The organism is Algibacter amylolyticus, assembly GCF_014202225.1.
Taxonomy (GTDB): domain Bacteria; phylum Bacteroidota; class Bacteroidia; order Flavobacteriales; family Flavobacteriaceae; genus Algibacter_B; species Algibacter_B amylolyticus.
On the sequence record NZ_JACHGE010000001.1, the window covers coordinates 530,073 to 554,957 of the forward strand.

General features: G+C 33.6%; 19 protein-coding genes. 6 read left to right on the forward strand and 13 right to left on the reverse strand.

Annotation, left to right across the window (positions count from 1 at the left end; all coding sequences use genetic code 11):
* Positions 1–6: 6 nt before the first annotated feature.
* The gene (aspS, locus tag HNQ90_RS02295; protein ID WP_144115032.1) at positions 7–1,761 is read right to left on the reverse strand and encodes an aspartate--tRNA ligase; all 1,755 of its coding nucleotides are present in this window, start codon (positions 1,759–1,761) and stop codon (positions 7–9) included.
* Between the two features lie 431 nt (positions 1,762–2,192).
* Between aspS and HNQ90_RS02300 the strand changes: the two genes are divergently transcribed.
* Positions 2,193–5,132, forward strand: a complete 2,940-nt coding sequence (locus HNQ90_RS02300; protein WP_144115033.1) for a TonB-dependent receptor — start codon at positions 2,193–2,195, stop codon at positions 5,130–5,132.
* Positions 5,133–5,411: 279 nt separating this feature from the next.
* Positions 5,412–8,093 carry a TonB-dependent receptor gene (locus HNQ90_RS02305; protein ID WP_241678313.1) on the forward strand — a complete coding sequence of 894 codons (2,682 nt, stop codon included), beginning with the start codon at positions 5,412–5,414 and terminating at the stop codon, positions 8,091–8,093.
* Between the two features lie 234 nt (positions 8,094–8,327).
* Here the strand turns inward: HNQ90_RS02305 and HNQ90_RS02310 are convergent, their stop codons facing one another.
* The 4 genes from HNQ90_RS02310 to HNQ90_RS02325 are packed head-to-tail and all read right to left on the reverse strand — an operon-like array spanning position 8,328 to position 15,043.
* Positions 8,328–11,858: an efflux RND transporter permease subunit gene (locus HNQ90_RS02310; protein WP_144115034.1), complete on the reverse strand. Its 3,531-nt coding sequence runs from the start codon at positions 11,856–11,858 to the stop codon at positions 8,328–8,330.
* Between the two features lie 18 nt (positions 11,859–11,876).
* Positions 11,877–13,055 carry an efflux RND transporter periplasmic adaptor subunit gene (locus HNQ90_RS02315; protein WP_144115035.1) on the reverse strand — a complete coding sequence of 393 codons (1,179 nt, stop codon included), beginning with the start codon at positions 13,053–13,055 and terminating at the stop codon, positions 11,877–11,879.
* Positions 13,056–13,095: 40 nt separating this feature from the next.
* Positions 13,096–14,436, reverse strand: coding sequence for a TolC family protein (locus HNQ90_RS02320; protein ID WP_144115036.1), 1,341 nt, complete (start codon positions 14,434–14,436; stop codon positions 13,096–13,098).
* A 1-nt stretch (position 14,437) separates the two neighbouring features.
* On the reverse strand, positions 14,438–15,043 hold the full coding sequence (locus HNQ90_RS02325) for a TetR/AcrR family transcriptional regulator (protein WP_144115037.1): 606 nt from the start codon (positions 15,041–15,043) through the stop codon (positions 14,438–14,440).
* A 126-nt stretch (positions 15,044–15,169) separates the two neighbouring features.
* Here HNQ90_RS02325 and HNQ90_RS02330 point away from each other — a divergent pair, with 126 nt between their 5' ends.
* The 4 genes from HNQ90_RS02330 to ric all read left to right on the forward strand — a co-directional run bounded on the left by HNQ90_RS02330 (position 15,170) and on the right by ric (position 17,834).
* A complete protein-coding gene (locus HNQ90_RS02330; protein WP_144115038.1) occupies positions 15,170–16,144 on the forward strand; it encodes a polyprenyl synthetase family protein in 975 nt (324 codons plus the stop codon).
* 39 nt (positions 16,145–16,183) lie between these two features.
* Positions 16,184–16,531, forward strand: coding sequence for a hypothetical protein (locus HNQ90_RS02335; RefSeq protein ID WP_144115039.1), 348 nt, complete (start codon positions 16,184–16,186; stop codon positions 16,529–16,531).
* A 62-nt stretch (positions 16,532–16,593) separates the two neighbouring features.
* Positions 16,594–17,028, forward strand: coding sequence for an RrF2 family transcriptional regulator (locus tag HNQ90_RS02340; protein ID WP_144115040.1), 435 nt, complete (start codon positions 16,594–16,596; stop codon positions 17,026–17,028).
* 74 nt (positions 17,029–17,102) lie between these two features.
* Complete coding sequence (gene ric / locus HNQ90_RS02345; RefSeq protein ID WP_144115041.1) at positions 17,103–17,834, forward strand: iron-sulfur cluster repair di-iron protein; 732 nt, start codon at positions 17,103–17,105, stop codon at positions 17,832–17,834.
* Between the two features lie 71 nt (positions 17,835–17,905).
* Here the strand turns inward: ric and HNQ90_RS02350 are convergent, their stop codons facing one another.
* From HNQ90_RS02350 to HNQ90_RS02385, 8 genes are all read right to left on the reverse strand, one after another.
* Entirely contained in the window at positions 17,906–18,328 is a 423-nt protein-coding gene (locus HNQ90_RS02350; protein ID WP_241678314.1) for a hypothetical protein, read from the reverse strand.
* Between the two features lie 2 nt (positions 18,329–18,330).
* A complete protein-coding gene (locus HNQ90_RS02355; protein ID WP_144115042.1) occupies positions 18,331–19,113 on the reverse strand; it encodes an ABC transporter permease in 783 nt (260 codons plus the stop codon).
* The gene (locus HNQ90_RS02360) at positions 19,106–19,813 is read right to left on the reverse strand and encodes an ABC transporter ATP-binding protein (RefSeq protein WP_144115043.1); all 708 of its coding nucleotides are present in this window, start codon (positions 19,811–19,813) and stop codon (positions 19,106–19,108) included. The genes HNQ90_RS02355 and HNQ90_RS02360 overlap by 8 nt, the downstream gene beginning before the upstream one ends.
* A complete protein-coding gene (locus HNQ90_RS02365; protein ID WP_144115044.1) occupies positions 19,807–21,042 on the reverse strand; it encodes a nitrous oxide reductase family maturation protein NosD in 1,236 nt (411 codons plus the stop codon). Before HNQ90_RS02365 ends, HNQ90_RS02360 begins: the two co-directional genes overlap by 7 nt.
* Before the next feature lie 4 nt (positions 21,043–21,046).
* On the reverse strand, positions 21,047–21,484 hold the full coding sequence (locus tag HNQ90_RS02370) for a nitrous oxide reductase accessory protein NosL (RefSeq protein WP_144115045.1): 438 nt from the start codon (positions 21,482–21,484) through the stop codon (positions 21,047–21,049).
* Positions 21,485–21,523: 39 nt separating this feature from the next.
* Positions 21,524–22,144, reverse strand: a complete 621-nt coding sequence (locus HNQ90_RS02375) for a hypothetical protein (RefSeq protein ID WP_144115046.1) — start codon at positions 22,142–22,144, stop codon at positions 21,524–21,526.
* 181 nt (positions 22,145–22,325) lie between these two features.
* The gene (gene nosZ, locus HNQ90_RS02380) at positions 22,326–24,284 is read right to left on the reverse strand and encodes a Sec-dependent nitrous-oxide reductase (RefSeq protein ID WP_144115047.1); all 1,959 of its coding nucleotides are present in this window, start codon (positions 24,282–24,284) and stop codon (positions 22,326–22,328) included.
* A gap of 27 nt (positions 24,285–24,311) precedes the next feature.
* On the reverse strand, positions 24,312–24,884 hold the full coding sequence (locus HNQ90_RS02385; RefSeq protein WP_144115048.1) for a fasciclin domain-containing protein: 573 nt from the start codon (positions 24,882–24,884) through the stop codon (positions 24,312–24,314).
* Position 24,885 lies beyond the last annotated feature (1 nt).

Genomic DNA, 24,885 nt, shown 5'->3' on the forward strand with positions numbered 1-24,885 from the left:
TAATTTTTATGATTTTAAATTAAGTTTTAAGCTTAATTCGCTTAACTGCTCATCATCAATTGGAGCAGGAGCGTCTATCATGACATCGCGACCCGAATTGTTTTTTGGGAAAGCAATAAAATCTCTAATAGTTTCTTGTCCGCCTAAAATAGCAACCAATCTATCTAAACCAAAAGCTAAACCACCGTGTGGTGGCGCGCCATACTCGAAAGCATCCATTAAAAAGCCAAATTGTGCTTTAGCGTCTTCGTCAGAGAAGCCTAAATGTTTTAGCATTATGGCTTGTGTTTGTTTATCGTGAATTCTTATAGATCCACCACCAATTTCGTTTCCGTTTAAAACTAAATCGTAAGCATTAGCTTTTACTTCTCCAGGGTTAGTTTCTAATAATTCTAATTGGCCTGGTTTAGGCGAAGTAAATGGATGGTGCATAGCGTGGTAATGACCCGTTTCTTCATCTAATTCTAATAAAGGGAAATCTATAACCCATAATGGTGCGAATACTTTGGGATCTCTTAAGCCTAAGCGCTCTGCTAATTCCATACGTAATGCACTTAATTGTGCACGCACTTTATTAGTATCTCCAGAAAGTACACAAACTAAATCGCCTTTTTTGGCTCCAGTAATTTCTGCCCATTTGGCTAAATCCTCTTGGTCGTAAAACTTGTCTACTGAAGATTTAAATGAACCATCGTCGTTACAACGCGAATAAATCATGCCTAAAGCTCCTACTTGCGGACGCTTTACCCAATCAATTAATTTATCTATTTCTTTTCTGGTATAACTGTTTCCTCCTGGAACCGCAATACCAACTACTAATTCAGCATTATTAAAAACACCAAATTCTTTATGTTGCGTTACTTCGTTTAGCTCGCCAAATTCCATCCCAAAACGAATGTCTGGTTTGTCGTTTCCGTATAAACGCATAGCATCGTCGTATAATAGTCTTGGGAATTTTTCAACATCAACACCATTTACTTCTTTCAGTAAATGTCTTGTTAAGCCTTCAAAAGCATTTAATATATCTTCTTGCTCGATAAACGCCATTTCACAATCAATTTGTGTAAATTCTGGCTGCCTGTCGGCACGTAAATCTTCGTCTCTAAAACATTTTACAATCTGGAAGTACTTATCCATGCCACCAACCATAAGCAATTGCTTGAATGTTTGTGGCGATTGCGGAAGGGCGTAAAATTGTCCTTCGTTCATTCTAGATGGTACCACAAAATCGCGCGCACCTTCTGGTGTAGATTTAATTAAATATGGCGTTTCAACTTCTATAAAACCTTCTTTTGAAAGGTAATTACGAACTTCTTGAGTTACTTTATGTCTAAATATTAAGCTGTTTTTTACAGGGTTACGACGAATATCTAAATATCGATATTTCATTCTAATATCCTCGCCACCATCGGTTTTATCTTCGATAGTAAAAGGTGGTAACAAAGATTTGTTTAAAATTGTTAATTCTGAGACTAAAATTTCGATATCACCAGTTGGGATATTTGGATTTTTAGAAGCACGCTCAATAACCTCTCCTTTAACTTGAATTACAAATTCGCGACCTAAGTTTTGAGCTTGTTCAATTAGCGTTTTCGAGGTACGTTCCTCGTCGAAAACAAGTTGTGTAATACCGTAACGATCGCGTAAATCGACCCAAACAATAAAACCTTTATCTCTAGACTTTTGTACCCAACCAGATAGGGTAACTTCTGTATTTATATTTGCTGCTGTTAATTCGCCGCAATTATGACTTCTGTACATAGTAAAATTTTGATGTGCAAATTTAATGAAATAGAGTAGAGTATTAATTTTTATATATGTTTTTTTAAGTAAATGAGGTTTTTGGAATATAAGTGTGCTATTTTTTAGATTGTGATTGATGTATTTTTCTAAGATCTTGATATTTTTTAGATTAAATAAAATAATTATTGATCGGCAATAAAACGTTAAATGTACGTTTTAATTTTATGTAGTGTGATTTATAGTTTTTTTTTTAGGTGTCTGAATGTTATGTGTTTATGTGTTTTTTTTGAATTTTTATTTACAATAAAGTTGAGGCGATTAAGTTTTTTTTATTTAGAAGTTTTTACTCAGTTAAGTCTATTATGTAAATAATGTTTTGCGTGTAAGTATTTAAATTACAATATAATATGCATATATTAGCTAGAACTAATTCAAAATAAATAATAACTATGAGTAAAATTTTACATTTAAAATGTCTGATGTTTCTATTTTTTATAGGTCTATCAGGATCGGCAATGGCCCAAGAAGTTTCAGGAACTGTTAAAGATGATTCTGGTGGCTTACCAGGTGTGTCTGTTATTGTGAAAGGTACCACAACTGGTACAACAACAGACTTTGACGGAAAATACAATGTTAATGCAAAAACGGGAGATGTTTTAGTGTTTTCGTATGTAGGTTATGAAACGCAAGAAAAAAGCGTTTCAGGTACGGTTATTAATGTGACAATGCAATCTGGAGTTGCTTTAAATGAAGTGGTTTTAATTGGATCTAGAAATCCAAGCAGGACATCTGTTGATACAGCAGTTCCTGTAGATGTTATTGATATGGCCGATTTAGTAACAGCTGGTCCGCAAGTTTCGGTAACACAAATATTAAATTATGTGGCGCCTTCATTTTCATCTAATACACAAACAGTTGCCGATGGAACAGATCATATTGATCCTGCTCAACTAAGAGGTCTTGGACCAGATCAAGTATTGGTTTTAGTAAATGGAAAAAGAAGACATACCTCATCTTTAGTAAATGTTAATGGTACGCCAGGGCGAGGTTCTGTTGGTACAGATTTAAATGCTATTCCTGCTGCATCAATTAAACGAATTGAAGTTTTACGTGATGGTGCTGCTGCGCAATATGGATCTGATGCTATTGCGGGGGTTATTAATATTGTATTAAAAGACAATGTTAACGAGCTAACGGCTGCAATTACCACGGGTGCTAATATGTCTAAAAATGGAAATGATCATGAAGGTGGAACCGATGGAGAGAAAACTCAAATCGATCTAAACTACGGTATTCCATTAGGTGAAAATGGCGGGTTCATTAATATGACGGGTTCATTAACAACACGTGAAAGAACGTCTCGTGCTCGTGCGAATAGTGGTGCGATTTTCCATGCTTATAATTCTATAGAATGGCAAGCCAATCAAGCTGGTTTTAATCTATCAGATTTACGAACTGATTTAGATGCTATTAAAGATTTTGCAGCCCAAGTAGATCATTTTGATGCCGGATTGCAAGGGCAAATTGCAGGAGCTTCAAGTATTGAAGAATTGTCAGGATACAATACAATTACTGGAGATCAGACTGCTGGAATTTTATCTGGCTTGGATGTTACGGACGCAGAATTAGCTGCAAGAGGACAAACAAGAAGTGATTATAATATGAGTGTAGGGCAATCTGCTTTAGATCAAGGTCAATTTATGGGGAACCTAGAAATCCCTTTAGGAGATGCTGAAAGTGAAGCCAAATTATATGCTTTTGGTGGTTTATCTTATCGTCATGGTGATGCTTCTGGGTTTTATAGAACGCCTGGGCATTCATCTGGTAGAGGAAATACTTTATCTTATATTAATGGATTCTTACCAGATATCGAGTCTGATATCATTGATAAATCTTTAGGTTTTGGTATTCAAGGTAAAATTAATGATTGGAATATCGATTTATCTCATACTTGGGGTTTAAATACTTTTGCATACAATATTACCAATACTACTAACTTTTACTTACAAGCTTCATCTCCAACGGAGTTTGATGCTGGATTAAACGGTTTTCAACAAAACACGGTTAATTTTGATATGTCTAAGTTTTATGATGATATTATGTCTGGCTTAAATATTGCTTTTGGTGCAGAATATCGTGTTGAAAATTACTTTATTGAAGCTGGTGAAGAGTCGTCTTATGCTAAGTATGATGTAAATGGAGAAGTGGAAACAGCAGCTGCGGCTGAAGACCCAACGTTACAAGTTACTGACTTTTTTGGTAATCAGGCAAGTGCTGGAGCTCAAGTGTTTTCAGGGTTTACACCAGAAAATGCTATTGATGCTAGAAGAAATAGTATGGCTTTGTATGTTGATGTTGAAGCAGATATTACTGAGGAGTTTTTGATGAGTGGTGCAGTGCGTTTTGAAGACTTTAGTGATTTTGGAAGTACATTAAATGGTAAATTAGCAATGCGTTATAAACTTAGCGATAATACAAACATTAGAGGTGCTTTAAGTACTGGTTTTAGAGCGCCTTCTTTACATCAGCAATTTTATAGCAAATCGAATACATTATTTAATGACCAAGGAATTGCACAAGAGGTAGGGACGTTTACTAATAGTTCTAGAGCGGCTAAACTAGTTGGAATTCCTAAATTAAAGGAGGAAACTTCATTTAATGCTAGTTTAGGATTTACTACTAAAATACCAGATGCTAATTTAACAGTAACTATAGATGGATATTTTATAGCTATAGATGACAGAATTACATATACAGGAAATTTCGGTAATCCTAATGATGGAACACCATTATCAGATATTTTTACGAACCTTGGAATTGGTCAAGCGGCATTTTTTGCCAACGCCATAGATACGGAAACAAATGGTTTAGATGTGGTTGTTTCTCATAAAGCAAATGTGGGTGAAGGAAGATTAACTAATAATTTAGCTGCCACGTACTCAAAAACTAAAAAAGTAGGCGCTACAAAAGGTAGTGATCTTTTAACTGATGCAGGTTTATTAGATAACTATTTTGATGAAGGTTCTAGAGTATATTTAGAACTTGCCGTACCTCGAGTTAAAGCGAACTTATCTCATAACTTAGAAATGGGCGATTGGAGTATCTTCTTAAGAAATGCATTTTTTGGTAGTGTTTTCGATACAGGAAACTTAACAGATGGTGGTCACCCAGAAATAGGATCTAATGTGGTTACCGATTTAACTATAGGTTATAACTTTAGTGATGAGTTAAGACTAACAGTTGGTGCAAATAACTTATTAGATGTTTATCCAGATGAATTACCAGGATATTTAACTTCCAGTAATCAATTTGTTTACTCACGTCGTGTGTCGCAGTTTGGTAACAACGGACGTTATGTATTTGGTAGGTTAACATTCGTATTAAAATAATTAAATTTTATATTAATAAGAAAAGGCATGTTAGTTTTTAATTAACATGTCTTTTTTTTTATTACACCTTGAAATGAGTCTTTTTGGGTTATTGGTAATTTTTTTATAATTCAATGTTTTTTTTGTTAATTTCATATTAATAGTTCTTTAAAACATGTAAAATGATATTATTTCGTTGTTATTTTTATTAAATAACGGTATATATACGTGTTGTTTTTTGAGTCTTTTGTCAAAAAAGTATATATTCGTATTAACTAATTCTAAACTAAAAATTATAATATGAGAAAATTATTTCATTTTAAACCGCTGGTTTTTTTAATGTTCCTAGGTATGTCTAATTTAATGTTAGGACAGAATGTTTCGGGTGTTGTTAAAGATGATACAACGCAACCCGTACCTGGGGTTTCAGTCGTTGTTAAAGGAACCACAGTTGGAACCACAACCGATTTTGATGGCAATTACGCAATAAACGCAAATAATGGAGATACACTAGTTTTTTCTTATGTAGGTTACGAAACTCAAGAAATTGAAGTGTCATCTAGTATATTAAATGTGACTTTACAATCTGGGGTAGCGCTAGATGCTGTAGTTTTAACCGGAAATAGATCAAAACCAAGAACAATATTGGATTCTGCAGTGCCTATTGATAATATAGGTCTAGAGGAAATGCGCAATACAGGCCAGCCAACAATAGATAAAATGTTGACTTACAAGGTGCCTTCTTTTAATTCTTCAACTCAAACGATATCCGATGCAACAGCGCATTTTGATCCAGCAGATTTACGTGGTTTAGGTCCAAGTAGAACCTTGGTTTTAGTAAATGGAAAACGAAAAAACCAAAGTGCTTTAGTTTATATTAATGATACACCAGGAAAAGGTGAAGTTGGTGTTGATTTAAAAAGTATTCCTGCAGCGGCTATTGAACGTATTGAGGTATTACGTGATGGTGCTTCGGCACAGTACGGATCTGATGCGATTGCTGGTGTAATTAATATGGTATTAAAAAAGAACGTAGAATATACAACGGTAAATGTAAAATCTGGAGTTACTACGGAAGGTGATGGTTTTAATTTTGGAGTGGATTTAAATACAGGATTATCAGGTGATAATGGAGGATATTTAAATGTAACCGCAGGATATTATGAACAAGAAAAAACAAATAGACCTGGAACTCCAGGAACAGATGTTTTAATTGGTGTTGAAGCAGGCGACCCAACTTGGGGATCTTGGTTAGCAGATAATCCAGATTTAGGAATGACTGTTGGTCAGCCTGAATTAAAAAAACTTGATTTGTTTTTTAATGCCGGAATTCCGTTTAAAAACGATTCGGGTGAGTTTTATACATTTGGTGGAGTAACAACTAGACAAGGTAAAAGTTTTGCTTTATACAGAGCACCATATTGGGTAGGTGACCCTCATAACTTATTACACGAAGCAGGTACCGACTATAACGGTTTTCAACCTACTTTTGAAACTGATGTTTTGGACAATAACTTAACAGCGGGTGTTAAATGGAACATGTTTAATTTCGATGTTGATTTTAGTGGGACCTACGGAAGGAATAGAATTGATTATGATGTAAATAATACTTTAAATATAGATTTAGGAGCAAACAGTCCAACCGAATTTGGAGTTGGAGGTTACACATTTAGTAACTCGTTAGCAAATTTAGATTTTTCAAGAAGTTTAGGTCAAGTTAATGTTGCTTTTGGAGCAGAAATTAAGCAAGAAAATTTTTCTGCTAGAGCAGGAGATGCCGCGTCTTATTACAATCCTACAGGAAATGGGGGAGCACAATCTTTTCCTGGTTTGCAGCCTTCAAACGCTGTTCGTGCAGATAGACATAACTACGGTGTTTATGGAGATTTAGAGTGGGAGCCATCTGATGCTTTGTTAATTGGTGGAGCAGTGCGATATGAAGATTTTAGCGATTTTGGAGATAATGTATCATGGAAAGTTAGTGGGCGTTATTCTTTAGGAGATAAAGGAGCTTTAAGAGCATCCTATAGCACAGGGTTTAGAGCACCATCTTTACATCAAATATACTTAAGTAATGTACAGACTTTAGTGTCTGGAGGGAGTATTTCAAATCAAGGAACATTTAATAATGTAGATCCTATTATTAGAGAAGATTTAGGTGTGCCTCAACTTACGGCAGAAACATCAAAAAATATTTCGGCAGGTATTACTTATAAAATTAAATCTAATTTGTCTGTTTCGGCAGATTTCTATAATGTAAAAGTGGACGATCGTGTTTTATTTACAGGAGAAATTGGTTTTGATGGAGACGACGCTTCTACAAACCCAGTGGAAACTATATTAATAGCTAATTCTATTACAAGTTTAAAATTTTTCGTAAATGCTGTAAATACGAATACTACTGGTTTAGATTTAGTGGTTAACTATACTAATATCGATTTAGGTGAAGGTAGGTTAAACGCTACTTTGGCTGCCAATTTTAACGAAACTACTATTGAAGGAGAAATTGATACACCTGCATTGTTAGAAGCAAATGGTTACAATATTTTTAATAGAAAGGAACAATCTAGAATAACTTCATCTAGACCTAAATCTAAAATTTTATTAGGTTTGGATTACAATATAAATAAATGGAATTTTATATTGAATAATACTTATTTTGGAGAGGTTAGCTGGCAACATGCTAATAATGGTTTAAATGGAGCGGATTTAGGAAATGGTCCATTGCCTTTAGATGATGCTGCTTTCGATCAAACTTTTGCTGGTAAAGTAATTACAGATTTAATTGTTGGTTATGAGTTTAGCGAAAAAATTTCAGCTAATATTTCGGTAAATAATTTACTTAATGTTTATCCAGATGAAATTGATACTAAAGGTGATTTTGTTACCGATCTTGGAGGGCGTTTTAAATACCCTTGGGAAGTAAATCAATTTGGTTTTAATGGAACCGTTTTAAATGCAAGTGTAGCCTTTAAATTTTAAGGTAGAGACTATTAAGATAATATAATGGCGAAATGCCAATAATCAAAAAGCCCCAACATAAGTTGGGGCTTTTCTTGCTATTAACTAATCCTGATGATCAAAGAACAAAAGGATTCTTTTAAAACAACCTATAGGAAAGTTGTTTTAAACTGTATTGTCAATTCCACTATAAAGCGAACGACAATTTCAAAATTAAAGTCTCGACATATATCAAGAACTTACAATATGTTTTAATTAATCTAAACGTTTGTCTAAATTAAAGTTTTCTTGTTCAATTAACTCGATTTCATCTGAAACGCGGTCTTTATATAACCACATTTTAAATTGGGTTACAAGATAAAATAAAATTGGAACAACTATCAATGTTAAAAATGTAGCTATAAATAGCCCGTAAATTACTGTCCAAGCAAGTGGGCCCCAGAAAATTACGTTATCACCACCCATATAAATATTAGCATCAAACTCACTAAATAGGGTGAAAAAGTTGATATTTAAACCTGTTGCCAGCGGAATTAATCCTAAAATAGTGGTAATTGCAGTAAGTAAAACAGGTCGTAAACGTGCTTTTCCTCCTTTAACTATCGCTTCCATTAAATCATTTTTTCCTAAATATTGGTCGGCTTCTAAATTGTAATTTAGTTTCTTTCTATCAATTAAAAGCTGCGTATAATCTAGCAGTACCACACCGTTATTTACCACAATACCGGCTAGTGATATAATTCCCATCATGGTCATCATTATAACGAAAGAGCTTCCCGTAGCCACAATACCTCCAAATACGCCAATTAAACTTAAAAATATAGCAATCATAATAATTCCGGGTTTGGAAACCGAATTAAATTGGAATATTAATATGAAGAAAATTAAACCTAAACCTGTAAAAAAGGCACCCATTAAAAAGGCCATTTGCTTGTTTTGCTCTTCTATTTGACCGGTATAATCGATACTTACATTATCTGGTTTTTGAGTAAACCCTTGCATTTCGTTTTGAATTTTAGCTACAATGGCTGCAGCATCTGTAAAACCAGGAGCTAAAGCGGAATATAGCGTAACAACTCGTTTAACATCTTTATGTTTAATAGCGCTAAAACCAGAGTTATTACTTTGTTTTGCAACAGTAGATACAGGTACTTCTTTTATTTGTCCAGAAGCCATATCTCTAAACGTTATTTTCTGGTTAAAAATAGCACTTGTATTGTATCTGTTCTCTTCATTAAAACGAACATAAATATCGTAATCTTCTCCATCTTCTTTGTAAACACCTGCTTTAGCTCCAAAAATAGAATTACGAAGTTGCTGTCCAACTTGTCCGGCGCTAACACCTAACTCACCAGCTTTTTTTCTATCAACCAAAACTTGCATTGATGGTTTCGATTTATTAACGTCAATTTTTAGTTCATCAATACCTTGTATGTTTTTAGTATTAATAAAATCGCGCATGTTTTCGGCAGTAGCAATTAATTCGCTGTAATCATCACCTTCTAACTCTACGTTAATGGGGTATCCTGCCGGTGGTCCCGCAGCATCCTTTTCAACAGAAATAGCAACTCCTGGATAAATGTCTTTTAAATCTTCTTGAACTTTTTTAAGAAGTTCTTGACTATCCGTACCTCGCCTAAATTTGTATTCGCGCATGGTGGCTGTAATTTTTCCACGATGCGGCATTTCGGCAGCAGAACCACCATCGGTTTGAGGGTTGCCAGCACCTTCACCAACTTGCGATACAGCGCTTTCGGTTAAGAAATTAAAATCACCGTCCATATAAGCTTCATCATTAATGATTTTATATACACGTTGTTCTATATCTTTTGTAATGGCATTAGTTTTTTTAATATCTGTACCTTCAGGGTATTCTATATAAACTATAATTTGATTTGGTGTGTTATCTGGAAAGAATTCTACTTTTGTACGTTGGCTTCCAACCGATGCACCAAAGCCCATAAAGGCTACTATAAGCAGTGCAAAAGTGCTAATGGTAATCGCAATAGGTTTTCTTCCGCTTAAAGCAAATCGTAATGATTTCTCGTAAATACGCTCCCATGTTGGCAATATTTTATTTTGAAACCCGTTGGACCAACTTCTTAAAAATAAGCGGTAAATCCAAAGTAAAATCACCGTTACAATCATTAAAGTTCCTAAACCACGATAAGCGCCTCCAGTAATTAAAATTAATAACCCAAGACCTCCAACAATAGCTGAAATTTTTATGATGTTTTTTAGCGGCATGTCTTTATCTTCAATGGTCATAAATTGAGATACCATAACCGAGTTAAAGAAAATGGCAACAAATAATGAAGACCCTAAAACTACTGATAAGGTTATGGGGAAATACTTCATAAACTGCCCCATTACACCTGGCCATAAACCAAGCGGTACAAAAGCTGCAACTGTTGTTAAAGTTGAAATGATAATAGGGTATGCAATTTCGCCAATACCTTTTTTTGCGGCTTCAATTCTGCTCATGCCTTCTTCGCTCATTAAACGGTACACGTTTTCTACCACAACAATACCATTATCTACAAGCATACCAAGCCCCATAATTAATCCGAAAAGAATCATGGTGTTCATGGTGTAGCCTAAAAGGTCTAATATCATTAACGACATAAACATAGACATAGGAATGGCAAACCCAACAAATAAGGCATTTTTAAATCCTAAAAAGAACATTAAAACGGTTACAACCAATATAATACCGAATATGATATTGTTTACTAAATCGTCTACCTGACCAATGGTTTTTGAAGATTGATCGTTGGCAATTGTAACGGTTAAATCTGGAGGAAAGGTGTTTGCAATAGCGTCTTTAACTATGGCTTGAATTTGTTCGGCGGCAGCAACCATGTTTTTTCCAGCTCGTTTTTTAACATCCAGCATTACTACTGGATGACCAAATTCGCGGGCGTAGGTAGTTTTGTCTTCATCCTTAAAACTAACAACAGCGACATCTTTTAAATAAATAGGGTTGTTGTTTTCTGCCTTTACTACAAAGTTTTCAAGTTCTTTGGGCTCGTCAATTTCCCCTATAATTCTTATAGTTCGGCGTTGTCCGCTAGTAATTAAATTACCCGCAGACATGGTAACATTTTCTCTACTTATAGTGTTTATAATATCGTCGAAACTTACTTGAGCTGCCATCATTTTGTAAATGTCCACGGCAACTTCTACTTCTTTTTCTTGTGCACCACGAATATCTACTTGTTTAATTTCTTGCAGACTTTCAATTTCATCTTCAAGAAATTCGCCATATTCTTTCAGCTTATCAATAGGGTAATCTCCAGAAATATTAATGTTAAGAATTGGAATTTCTTCAGACATACTTAAATCGAACACATTAGGTTCCACTTTAGCGCCATTAAATGTTGGCCAATCTTCGCCAGCAGTTTCCGAGTCTACTTCGTCTTTAATTTTCTGTTTTGCAGCGTCAACCGATATGTTTTCGTCAAATTCTACAATTACAATCGAGTAATCCTCTTGCGATGTTGAGGTAATTTCAACAACATTACTTACCGTTTTAAGTTTGTCCTCAATAGGGTCGGTAATTAGTTTTTCGATATCCTCGGCTGTGTTACCAGGATAAATGGAGCTTATATAAATTTTGGTTTCCTTAATTTCTGGGAAATTCTCTCTAGGCATGCTAAAATAAGAACCTGCGCCAAGGAACAATATAAGTGCAATTAAAACATACATGGTTGTTTTGTTATTAATTGCCCAAGAAGAAAAACCAAATTCTTTATCTACTTGCTTGTTTTTTTTATTTTTAGTCATTGATTTTGGTCTTTAATTTTAGTTTTCCTCTTCAATATCAAGAACTTTTACATCTTGACCATCTTTTACACTTCTAGCACCTTCAACAATAAGTTCTTCATTGTTCTCTATACCAGATAATACCTCAATATAATCACCTTGAGTTCTTCCGGTTTCAATAAACTCACGTTTTACTTTGGCTTTATTTTCAACTTTATTGGTAATGGTGTACACGTATTGCTGACCTTCTGCATTTTCTGATATAATACTTTGCGGTATTAGTATGGCCTTTTGGTTGGTGTAATCGTTAATTTTAAGCTTTGCTGTAAGGTTTGGTTTAATGTCTTTATCTTTATTAGCAATAGCAACTTCTACCTTAAACGTACGGTTAGAAGGGTTTATAAAGTTTCCGGCTTGACGAACTTTAGCATCTATGCTTTTTCCAAGCACAGGGAACTCTACTTTAACTTCTTTACCATTTACAATATCTGAAACATAGCGCTCTGGCACTTCTGTTTCAATGTACATATCGTCTAGGTTTACAATTCGAAATAACATAGTTTGACCCGGACCTACAACACTACCTTGATCTGTAATAACATCGTCGATAGTACCCGAAAATGGAGCGCGAACAACGGTTTTTGCGACTTGTTGTTCTAGTTGTTTTGTAGCTTCTAGCTGTCCCTCATAAGATGCTTTGGCTTGTAAAAATTGTATTTCACTACCTATATTTTGCTTCCATAAACGTTCTTGACGCTCATAAGTTGTTTTAGCTAATTCGGTTTGAATTTTTAACTGTGCTAATTGCTGGCCTAATCCGCCATCATCAATTTTAGCTAAAATTTGTCCTTTCTTAACGTTTTGTCCTTCTTTAACATAAACTTGAGTTAATACACCTGAGAATTCCGGATAGATTAGTAAGTTTTGTTTTGTGTTTACGTTACCTTGTAATTCTACAAAGTGATTAAAAACAGCCTCTTTAGCATGAAAGGTTGTTATTAAAGGAATCTTTTCTTGAGGATCTAAACTTTTAATAGATTGTTCTAATTGTTTTAGTTTTTCTGAAATTTCTTGAGCAGAAACTTCAAGTTCGCTTTTTTTAGTTCTAATAAGTTCTAAATCGTTTGTAGCAATAATGTCTTCAACAGATTTTTTTCCTTCACCTCCACAAGAGGTTAGAATAAAAGCACTTAAAAATGTTAGATATATGTATTTCATGGTTGTTACGTTTATTAAATTCACTTAATTTTGGTTGGGTTTATAGCTCTTGGTTTGTAATGGTTTCTAGCGCCACTTTGTTGTTTATAACATTTAGCATGGCTTGTAAAAATTCTTGTTGTGCGGTGTAGAGTTGCGTTTGTGCTTGTCTTAACTCGAAGCTAGATGCAATACCTTCAAAAAATTTAGTTTGATTTTTTTTCTCGATACGTTCGGCCAGATTTAAATTCTCTTTCTTAATGCTATATTCTTCAATAGCAAATTGATAATCACTTTTTGCCGATGCAATTTGTAATTTTAATTGTTGTTCGGTTTCCGTTAGGTCGTCTTCGGCTTTTTCTAAATTAATTTTAGCACGTTGTATTTTAGAATTGGATGCTCCAGAGGTAAAAATTGGAATACTTAATTTGGCTCCAAAAATACCGAAGCCATAATATTTTTGGTCGCTATCTAGAAAGGTAAACTCTGGGCTATAAGAGGCATATCCTCCTGATAAAAAAGCGCTAAGTGTTGGTAAGTTTTTGTATTTCTCTAATTTTAGCAATAGCTCCTTAGAGGTTTTATCGTTTTCGGCAATTTTATAATCTATTGTGTTTTCTATTGAAAACGGATCATTTGTAAATGCTAAATCGATGTTTTGGGCTGTTAATGTTTCTAGATTATCTGTTAGTACCGTTTCGTTTTCAATATCTAGGCCTAATGTAATATTAAGCATCTGGTAGGCTACTTTTTTTAACCTAATACTGTTGTTTAAGGTGCTGTTAATGGTAGATAATGTTATTTTTAGCTGTTCTACACTTTCTTCTTCCTCTAAACCGTTTTCATAAATTTTAGTGGTTTCGTCAAGATTTTTTTGCAATGCCAATTTGTTGCGCTCTAAAATAGTTACGCTTTCTTCGGTTAGTAAAACATTACCATAAGCGTTAACTACAGCTTTTCTAACTTCTAAATCTGTTTTGGTTTTGGCGTTTTTAGATATTTCTAAATATACTTTTGCAGATTGTAAGCCTACTATATAAGAACCATCAAAAAGTAATTGGCTTAAAGTTGCAGAACCTATTAAGCTTTGTTCTAGTCCTAAAGCTATTGCCGTATATTCACCTTGTGGACCGCCAAAAGCAGAAGCCTCAACAACTTGAAGTTGCTGTTTTATGCTGTTTTGATAATCTACTGCGGCATTAAGTTGAGGTAAACCAGCAGCTGTTGTTTCCCATTTTTGTTGCTTTGCAGCTTCAATATCTCTGCTAGCGTTTTTAGCTGTTCTATTATTTTCTAAGGCAAAAGAAATAGCTTCTTCTAACGAAAAACGCTGTTTGGTTTCTTGTGCGATAGCGGTTATAGAAACTAATAAGCTAAAAATTAATATTAGTTTGTTCTTCATTTTATGATTGATTTGATGTTATAAATTTATTTAAAGTTTTGAAGCCTTTTTCGGTAACAATGGCTCTTAAGTGGTATTCCAAATAACTTTCCATTAAGTAATCCATAGAGAACAACTCTGGTGGAAAAATAGTGCCATCTTTAATACCTGTCATGCCATTAAAATACATTCTAGATATAAATGCTATGTCAATATTAGCACGAAATAAACCCGTATCCACACCTCTTTGTAGGCTTTCGCTAACAGAGTCATGCATTTTTTCAAATTGTTTTAAATGAAGTGTTGCATATATTTGTGGATAATATTTTTTTAATTGAAATTGGGGCGACGATTTTTCGCTTTCTAAATGATGCATTACAAACATCTTTATATCGTATAATTCCTCTATTGGGTTTGCGGAGTTGCAACATATATTATCAATACCGTTACAAATTAAATCGAAAACAGAAAATGAAACAGCTTCAACTAATTTTGTTTTATTAGCAAAATGGACATAAATCGTTTTTTTCGATATACCCATTTCATGAGCAATATCATCCATCGTGACACTTTTAAACCCTAGGTTTAAAAACAAGTCGGTTGCTTTTTTTACTATTTTTTCTCTCATAATTAGGTGCAAATGTACAACAGGAAACTTTAAAAACAAATAAAGTTTCCGGAGTTTTAATGATTTTTTAACATATCCTTTTGTGTTGAAGTTTTTAATTATGATGATTTACCCTATTTTTGTTTGATGCTTTCAATAGAAAAATACCAAGAAGAGTTTATCACATATTTAGAAAACTTTTCCACCTTCAAAGAGCCTAAAAACCTTTACGATCCTATAAATTATATTTTGGGTTTAGGAGGAAAGAGGCTTCGTCCTGTTTTAACTTTAATGACTGCCGATATTTTTACTGGTAATTATAAAAGTGCCTTAAATGCTGCTTTAAGTATAGAGGTGTTTCATAACTTTTCGTTAGTTCATGATGATATTATGGATGATGCGCCTTTGCGCAGAGGCCAGAGTACGGTGCATGAAAAATGGGATATAAACACTGGGATTCTTTCTGGGGATGCTATGTTAATTATGGCATATCAATTATTTGAAAATTACGAACCTATTATTTTTCAGGCATTAGCAAAGTTGTTTAGTAAAACGGCTTTGGAAGTATGTGAAGGTCAGCAATACGATGTCGATTTTGAAATTAGAAATGATGTTACTATTCCTGAATATTTAAAAATGATAGAGTATAAAACAGCAGTTTTAGTTGGAGCAGCCATGAAAATGGGAGCTATTGTGGCCAAAGCATCTGTTGAAGATCAAAATAATATATATGAATTTGGACGTTTTCTAGGTATTGCGTTTCAATTGCAAGACGATTATTTAGATGCTTTTGGCGATCCTAAAACTTTTGGAAAGCAAGTTGGAGGTGATATTATTGAAAATAAAAAGACGTATTTGTATTTAAAAGCTTCAGAATTTTCTAATGAAAGTGATCGTAAAGAGTTAAGCCAGTTATTTGCATCTAATCCAGAGGATGTTAATACTAAAATTGAAGTTGCAAAACAGTTTTTTGTTTCAACAGGGTCTGCCGAAGCTACAAAAAACGCAATACAAGAGTACACAAAAAAGGCATTTACGGTTTTAGAATCTTTAAATATTGCTGAAGATAAAAAGCAGTTACTTAAATCCTTTGGAAATAATTTAATGAACAGAACCGTTTAATAATCAAATTTTGTTTCCTGTTAATTAGGAATCTTGTTTATGAAATTACCAGATACTTTCGAAAATTTAATTGAACAAGCCAATCAGTTAGAGTTATATAAAAAATTAATTCTGCAGTTAAATAAAGACTTCCTTTTAGCTAATATAGATTTGGATTTTCATGAAGAAATTTTACCATCAAGTTTAAAATTGATGCTTCACGAAACGGTTTATAAACTAATTCACGAAAAATTTACCGACTACTTAAGCTTGCTTTACATTATAGATGTTTCAGAAAAACAGGTAAAAGCACTAAATGGAGATGATATTTTAAAACTCTCTGAAGAGGTCTCCTTTTTAATATTAAAACGCGAATGGCAGAAAGTTTGGTTTAGAAATAATTATTAATTAAGATAATTTTGTCCTAATTGGTTTTTGGTTTATATTTGTAGTAAAATATTATTAGCCTTATGTTTTCAAAAGCTTGCGAATACGGAATAAAAGCAGCAATTTTTATAGCTACAAAATCTTATGAAGGTATACGCGTTAGCCCAAAAGAAATAGCTATGGAGATAAGTTCTCCTCAAGCCTTTACTGCAAAAATATTACAGGCATTAGTAAAACATGATGTTGTTAAATCTGTAAAAGGCGCTTACGGGGGGTTCGAGATTAACAAAGGTGATATAAGTACTATTAAATTATCGCAAATTGTAAAAGCTATTGATGGAGATACCATTTATAGTGCCTGTGGATTAGGTTTAGATAAATGTGATGAAAACCATCCATGTCCCGTACACGATAAATTTAAAGGCGTTCGCGACGAGCTTAAGTTTATGCTTGAAAATACAAATTTGGAAGAATTGGCTCTTAATATAAAATCGGGTGCTTCATTTTTAAAAGTATAGCGAAAATAAGGGCTTAAAGGACTAAAAAAATTTAAATATAAATAGGATAAATTTATCCGAAATAAAATAATGCTATGGAAACATTAAATAAAGATGCACAAAAAGAAATAGGGCAATTTGTTGCCGATGATTTTAGAACAGCAGCAGTTTTTTCAAAATATAAAATTGACTTTTGTTGTAATGGCAATAGAACAGTAGAAGAGGCTTGCGATAAAAAAGGAATTGATAGCAATATGCTAGTAGATGAACTTAATGAGGTTTTAAAATCTGGTACAAATGAAAGTATTGATTATAAATCTTGGCCATTGGATTTATTGGCTGAGTATATAGAAAAGAAGCATCATAGATATGTGGAAGAGAAGATTCCTGTTTTACGTCAGTTTTTAGATAAATTATGTCGTGTACATGGTGAGCGTCATCCAGAATTGTTTAAAATAAATGATCTGTTTACGGCTTCCGCAGGCGAATTAGCTTCACATATGAAGAAAGAAGAATTGATACTTTTTCCATTTGTTAAAAGAATGGTGAATGCTACTATTAAAAATGAAGCGATTCAATCACCTCAATTTGGCACTGTTGAAAACCCAATTGCTATGATGAAGCACGAACATGATACGGAAGGCGAACGCTATAGAGAAATAGCGGAATTGACAAATAATTACAACCCACCGGCAGACGCATGTAATACTTACAAAGTAACTTACGCCATGTTAGACGAGTTTGAAAAAGATTTGCATTTACATATTCATTTAGAGAATAACATATTGTTCCCTAAAGCCGTAAAATTAGAACAACAGTTTGTGTAGTTAAGCTTTTTTACGTTTAAAACCCCAGGGTCTTATTGTTAAGACTGTCTGGGGTTTTTTCTTCAAATTAATTAAAGTTTAAAATATTCAAAGTAAGTGTCTGTTAAACTTTTTAAATGATTGATTTTTTGTTCAAGTTTTAATCTGTTATGTTCATCTTTAATATTTGTAATTTCTTCTAACATTGGAACAAGCACCACATGAAGTTGGTCATGCGCTTCACCTTCCATATCACAGCTTTTAATGATATAACTTGTTTGTTTTGAAAGTATATCGCCTAATACAATTCCGTTTGTTGCCGTATTATTTGTTAAAATAGAATCAATACGTTTCATGCCAATATGGGTTTCTTCATTGGCAATCCACTTTTTGCTATTGTTAAGTTTTAAACCTTCTAGCTTAATGGCTTTAGGTTCGGTGTTATTGCTTTTACATGAATGAAAACTTAATATAATCATTATAAGTAGGACCGAATTTGATAGTAATCGTTTCATAATTAAAAATCTTTTTTCTTTGATTTAAATACAATGCGTAAAACAGGCATAACAACCCAAATGGTAAGCATAACAAAAGATACAAGTAACCCGAAGCTTGTTCCGAAAAATTGTTTAAAAACAGCACCAGTATAGCCTAATAACGCAGAAATATCTAATTTTAAAAGGATGAGTGTTCTCGATAAATCTATTGGGTTTAACATGGTGCCAATTAATGAGACCTTATCTAATGGATAATCTTCAAACAAAATAAGGGTCATTAAAAACAAGCCATCGTAGATTACAGCAAGAAATAGCCAAAGTAAAATAGCATAACCAAAACCTTTAATTTTATTCTCGTTGGATAGTGCAATATTAAAAGCTAAAGCAGTAAAAATTAAGGTTAAAATTGTACCTGTAATTAGTAACAGTGAAAAGTCCCAAATGGCACTACTTTCAAACAAACCATAAAACACAAATGGAATACCTAAACCTAAAATTAAACTCATAGATAAGGATAAGGCAACACCTAAATATTGCCCTAAAAATATAGAGGATCGTTTTAAAGGTTGTGCCAATAGTAGCTCTGTAAATTCTTTGGAATTGTAATAATACATGACACCAAAAATAGTTCCTATAAGCGGCACTAAAACAATAATAACGTTCATTAGGGTAATTACTGCTTTTGATAAATCGTTATTTAAAAATAACAAGACAATGCCCAGCAATAAATAGAAAGCAAAATACACGTAACTCCAGCGACTACGCATAAGGTCGTAAAAACTATATTTTAATATCTTAAGCATGGTTATCGGTTAATATAGACGCAATCGCATGTTCAAAATCTGGCTGATTAGTCTTGGTTTTTAATTTTTGAATGGTGCCTTTAAAGTAAATTTTGCCTTCGAGGATAAATACAATTTCATCTGATATTTCCTCAACAAAACTCATAATATGCGATGTTATAAGTATAGTTTTTCCTTTGGCTTTTTCGGCTTTAATTAAATCTTTTAATCTAATTAGTGATATTGGATCTAAACCTGTTGTTGGTTCGTCTAGAATAATTAACGGACTATCAAACATAAAGGTTAATACAAGATTTACTTTTTGTTTGGTACCTCCAGAAAGATTACCTAATTTTTTGTCTAAAAAGGGTTCTAATTTAAACAGCTCAATTAAACGTTCGTCCTCATTGGTTGGTTTGCGTAAATCCTTAATCATTTTAACTAATTCTTTAACACGAAGGTTACTAGGAAAGTTGGCTATTTGTGGTAAATAGTCAATTTTATGTCTGTATTCGGAATTTTTTTTAATGTTTTCATTCAGTACAGTAATGTTCCCTTTATCTGGAATTACCATCCCTAAAACCGATTTTATTAAAGTGGTTTTACCAGAGCCATTAGGACCCAATACAGCAAAAATTCCGCCTTCGCTTATCTCTAAATCAACACCACTTAGTACTTGATTCTTACCGAATTTTTTATGTAGATTTTCAATGGTTACCATGTTAATTTTTTTATTTGTGGGTTGTTGTCCAATAAATCATCTGGAGTAAAAACAGGTGATACTTTTTCAGAAAAATCAATAATATCTATAAACATACTGCGTAATAGAATAATAGTTTCTGGTGTACGGTTTACGATATAAGAAAATAGTTTTACGGGTCTATATGGCACATCTCCAATACCGTTTTTATCGAGGTCGTAGCCTGTGTAACTGCTCCAATAATTTTTGTTAAATTCATTGTCGTTAACCTTGCTGTTATAGGCGATATCAAAGGAGTTATACAAAAAGTTGTTCTCTGTAAATATGTTAGTATAACAAGCTCCTTTTACTTTAATGGCCCAACCATTGTTTTTAAATATATTGTGTTTGTAATTAATACGGTTGGTGCCTTCTACATTAATGCCAATGGTGTTGTCTTCAAATATGTTGCCTTCAATTTCAGCATCGTTAATTTCTTTTAGTAATAAACCATAGGATGCTGTTCCCCAATTTTCTTTAAAAATATTGTTAAACATTTTTATGCGTTTGGAGAACATTACAGCAACACCAGCACCATTGTTCTCGAAGGTATTGTCTTGGTATACATCGTCGTTTGAGAACATAAAGTGTAACCCGTAGCGCACGTTTAATGCACTTACATTATTTTTTATTACACAAGCATTAGAGAATTCTAAATAAATGCCATCTCTAACATGTTGGACAAAATTATGTTCAATTTCAATGTTTTTACTGTACCAAAGTTGAATGCCGTTTCCGGAATTATATTCTTCTACAGCTTCTCCAATTATTTTGTTATGGTATACTTTTCCGTCCCTTGATTTTTCAATGTAAATTCCAAAAAATAGCTTTTCTAAAACTAAATTCTGAATCAAGAAATTTTTACTGTTTTTAACACGAATTGCAGCAAAATCTTCAGTATAGCTATTACCAACGTTTATCATGAAAAGACCATCTACAGTAACATGATCTGAAATTATAGTTATAATTTCTCCTTTTAATTCACCATCAATAACAGGGTATTTTTCACCTATTATAGTTAAAGGTTTATCGACAATAACATTATGTTCTTTGTATGTACCTTTTTTTACTACAATGGTATCAAAATCTTTTGCCTGTGCAATACCATCCGTTAATGTGGAAATAGGACATGTTTTACAAACTGTAACCATTTGGGCAATAGATGGTTTGGTTATTAAAACGACCACTAATAGTGTTAGCAAATGCTTCATATTACTAGTCTTTTAATTTTGCTAGTAAGGTTTCCCAGGAGTAAAGTTCGCCTCCTTTATCGGCTTGCACATTTTTAGCATCGTTTTCGCTTTTAAAAGCGGAAAGAAAAGCACCCATAGGACTTGGAATATTTTTGCTAATTAAAAAGGTCGCTTTGGTGGCATCAATTAATGCTTCGGGTGTTGTGTAGTTGTTTGATAAATACAGTTGAATTTCAGAGGTATCAAAATCTTTAAGGAAATTAATCATACATTCTGTAGCATCAAATTTATATACTTTACCTTTTTTAGTTACAATTTCGGCAGCATGAATCTTATCTACAATAGTCATTTTGCAGAATTGACATCCGTCGCTTCCATAGTTTATAGGTTCTGGTGATACATTACAACTTAAAATTAATAGTAGTAATGCAAAAATTGAATAGTGTTTTAGTGTTTGCATGTTTTTAGTGTTTTAGTGTTTTGAAGATGGCAGCGTTACTTACTGTGTTGTCTTTTTCAGGCTTGTTTTTCGTCCTAACCCAAAAGCAACTAGTGTTAAAGACATACCAACAAACATTAAATAACCGCCTATGTGTGGTAACGACGTTACGTCGAAATTTAGTAGTTTTTGAAAACCTAATAATGGTGGTTTGTAAGACATTGGTGTGCCATCAGGATTGGTTACTTTTATAATAGCATGCGGGTCTAAGTTACTTCCGTAATCAATAAGCCAATTATTAAAATCGTACATACCCAATATACCCAATACAGACATAAGCAAGAACCAGCCTAAAAAGTACTTGTAACTTACTTTTTTAAGATAGCCTAATAGTCCTATAACAACGCCTAAAATTACCATAGCTATAATTACTTTAGGGAAAACTGAGAACTCCCACATATCTTCTGCTTTCGGAATGGTTTTCATTCCTATGTAGTGGTTTAAGCCGTCTATGTTTTGTAAATCGAACTCTTGTACGCCTTTAATACCTTCAATGTAGATATTCATTCCTAAGGGTTCAGGATATTGTGGAGCACCTAACATAATGTTCCATAAAGGGAATTTAAAAAGCCCTAGTAATAATAAGGATCCTAATATCATTATAATTCCAGCCTTTTTCATAATCTTTTAGTATTAGATAATTAATCATCTAGTGATACCAAATTGGTAATCAAGTATTTTGAAGTTTATTTGGTGTTTTTAGTGATTTAAAAAGAAAGGCGAGAGCGACATGTCAACTCTCGCCTTATGTTAGGGAAATAAACACTAAAACAAAATTTCCCTAAGTTTTATTAGTGCTTAACTATTCTCCTAAAGACCAAGCCAATTCAATGTTTGAGCTAGCAGGAGACACACGAACATAACCTTGCATTTCTTGGTGTAATGCAGAACAGAAATCTGTACAGTAGAATGGCCATACACCAACTCTTTCTGGTTTCCATGTTAATGTTTTTGTTTGTCCAGGTGCAATTAATAACTCGGCATTTCTAGCGCCAATCATTGCGAAACCATGAGGGACATCAAAATCTTGCTCTAGGTTAGTAATATGAAAGAATACGTTGTCTCCAACTTTTATACCTTCTATATTATCTGGTGAAAAGTGACTACGAATCATAGTCATATATACATGAACGTTTTTACCATCTCTAACTACTTTAGTATCGGCATCGCTTAACGCTTTGTGAGGGTGTTGATTTTCTGATAACTTAAAGATTTTACGAGAGTTGTTTTTAATAATTTCTGCTGGAATAGCTGCTGCATAATGAGGTTCTCCGTGTGTTGGGAAATCTAAAAGTAGTTCCATTTTATCACCCGAAATATCATATAATTGAGCAGAATGTTCCATTTCTGGACCTGTTGGTAAATAACGGTCTTTTGTTATTTTGTTCATAGCAAACATATATTTTCCAAAAGGTTCGGCAGAGTTTCCTCCAGGTATTGTTAAGTGGCCTACAGAGTAATATGTTGGTTTTCTGTCAATAACTTCCCAAGTTCCTAATTTCCATTTTACAACTTCAGATGAAATGAAGAATGTAGTATATGCGTTTCCTTTACCATCAAATTCAGTATGTAAAGGTCCTAATCCTGGTTGTTCAACAGAGCCCGCTAAAACATCTTCGAAATTTAATATTGGAATTCCGTAAGCTTCTCCTGCAAATTTTTCGTTTTTAATAGCGTCTAGCATTTTTGTAAATGAATGCACTGTTAAATTAGCAGACAGTTTACCGTTACCAACAATGTACTCTCCAGAAGGATCCACATCACATCCATGAGGTGATTTTGGCGTTGGGATTAAGTACACAGCTCCAGGAACATCTGATGGATTTACCACACGTACTTCTTTTTTTAATGTGGAGGTTGCTGTATGGGTATCATCGTTATATATGTTATGTGCGTAACTTGCTGGCATCATTTTACCACCACCATTATTTACATATTCTTCAATTTTTTTCCAGTTTATAGCTGCAATAAAATCTTTGTCATTTTGAGATGCATTCACTTCTAATAGCGAGTTTGCTTCTTCAGTATTATATGTTGTAAAGAAGAACCAACCATGAGATTTTCCACGTCCAGGGTGCGATAAATCGTAGTTAAAACCTGGCATTAACACTTGAAATTTAATATCCATATGCCCATGTTCAGGATCTACAGAAATAAAGGATAAAGCGCCTTTAAAGTTGCCTTTATAGTCTTTAATAGACATATCTGATTGAGGAATAGGTACCGAAAAACGAGTTCCTGCAACTACATACTCTGTGTTTTCCGTTATAAATGAAGAACTGTGGTTACCAGCGCTATTTGGAACTTCAATAATTTCTTCAGTTTCAAAAGTGGTTAAACTAATTCTGGCAATACGCGGGGTGTTGTTACCATTAATAAACACCCAACGACCATCTAATTTTCCTTTAGTTTGAGAAATGTCTGGATGATGCGAATCGTCCCAAGGCACAAAGCCAAAAGAAGTTTCTAACATGGGTTTTGTTTCTTCAGAATATCCATATCCATTTGTAGGGAATTGAGAAAACACAGGTATTTCCTTAAACATTCTTCCAGATGGTAATCCGTAAACCGTAAGGTTACCACTATAGCCACCAGAGATAAATGCGTAATGCGAATCGTGTTCTCCTGGTGCTATATATACTTTTTCTGCGTTGTTGCTAGATAGGGCTCCAGAATTACTAGATTTACCCGAATTATTACAACTTGTAAGTGCAGCAAAAAGGGCTACAATTGCAAATGTTGATTTTAGTATTTTTTTCATTGTGTAATAGTTTAATTAGTGTTTATATTATTCAGTTGGAGGTAATAAAACTTTATCTATAACGTGAACAATTCCGTTACCGGCCTTAATACTTGCTAGTATTCTTGCTCCGCCAATAATAGGTTCTCCGTCTACTACTTCTACTTTTACATAACCGTTATTAGCTTGTCCAAGTTTTTTAAATTTCTTTAAAAAGTCTTTAGAATAGTTGCCAGGAGTTACATGATACTTTAAAATATTAGCTAAAGCATCTTTGTTTTCTGGTTTTAATAAGTTCTCAACCGTACCTTCTGGCAAAGCAGAAAAAGCTTTGTTAGTTGGAGCAAAAACCATTAATGGTCCCGCATTTACTAAAGCATTTTCTAATTGAGCAGCTTGCACAGCTGCCACTAGTGTGGTGTGATCTTTAGAACCCATGGCAATACTTAAAACGGTTGTTCCTAAATCTCCTTCAATAAAAGCTTGACCAGTGCGTTCTGTAGACTGTGTTTCAAGTTGTGCTTCTGATGCTGTGGTTGAAACCTCTTTATTAGCCTCTTTACACGAGCAGAAAAGCACTGCAACTGCAAAGACCAAAAACAGGTATTTAGTTAGTTTCATT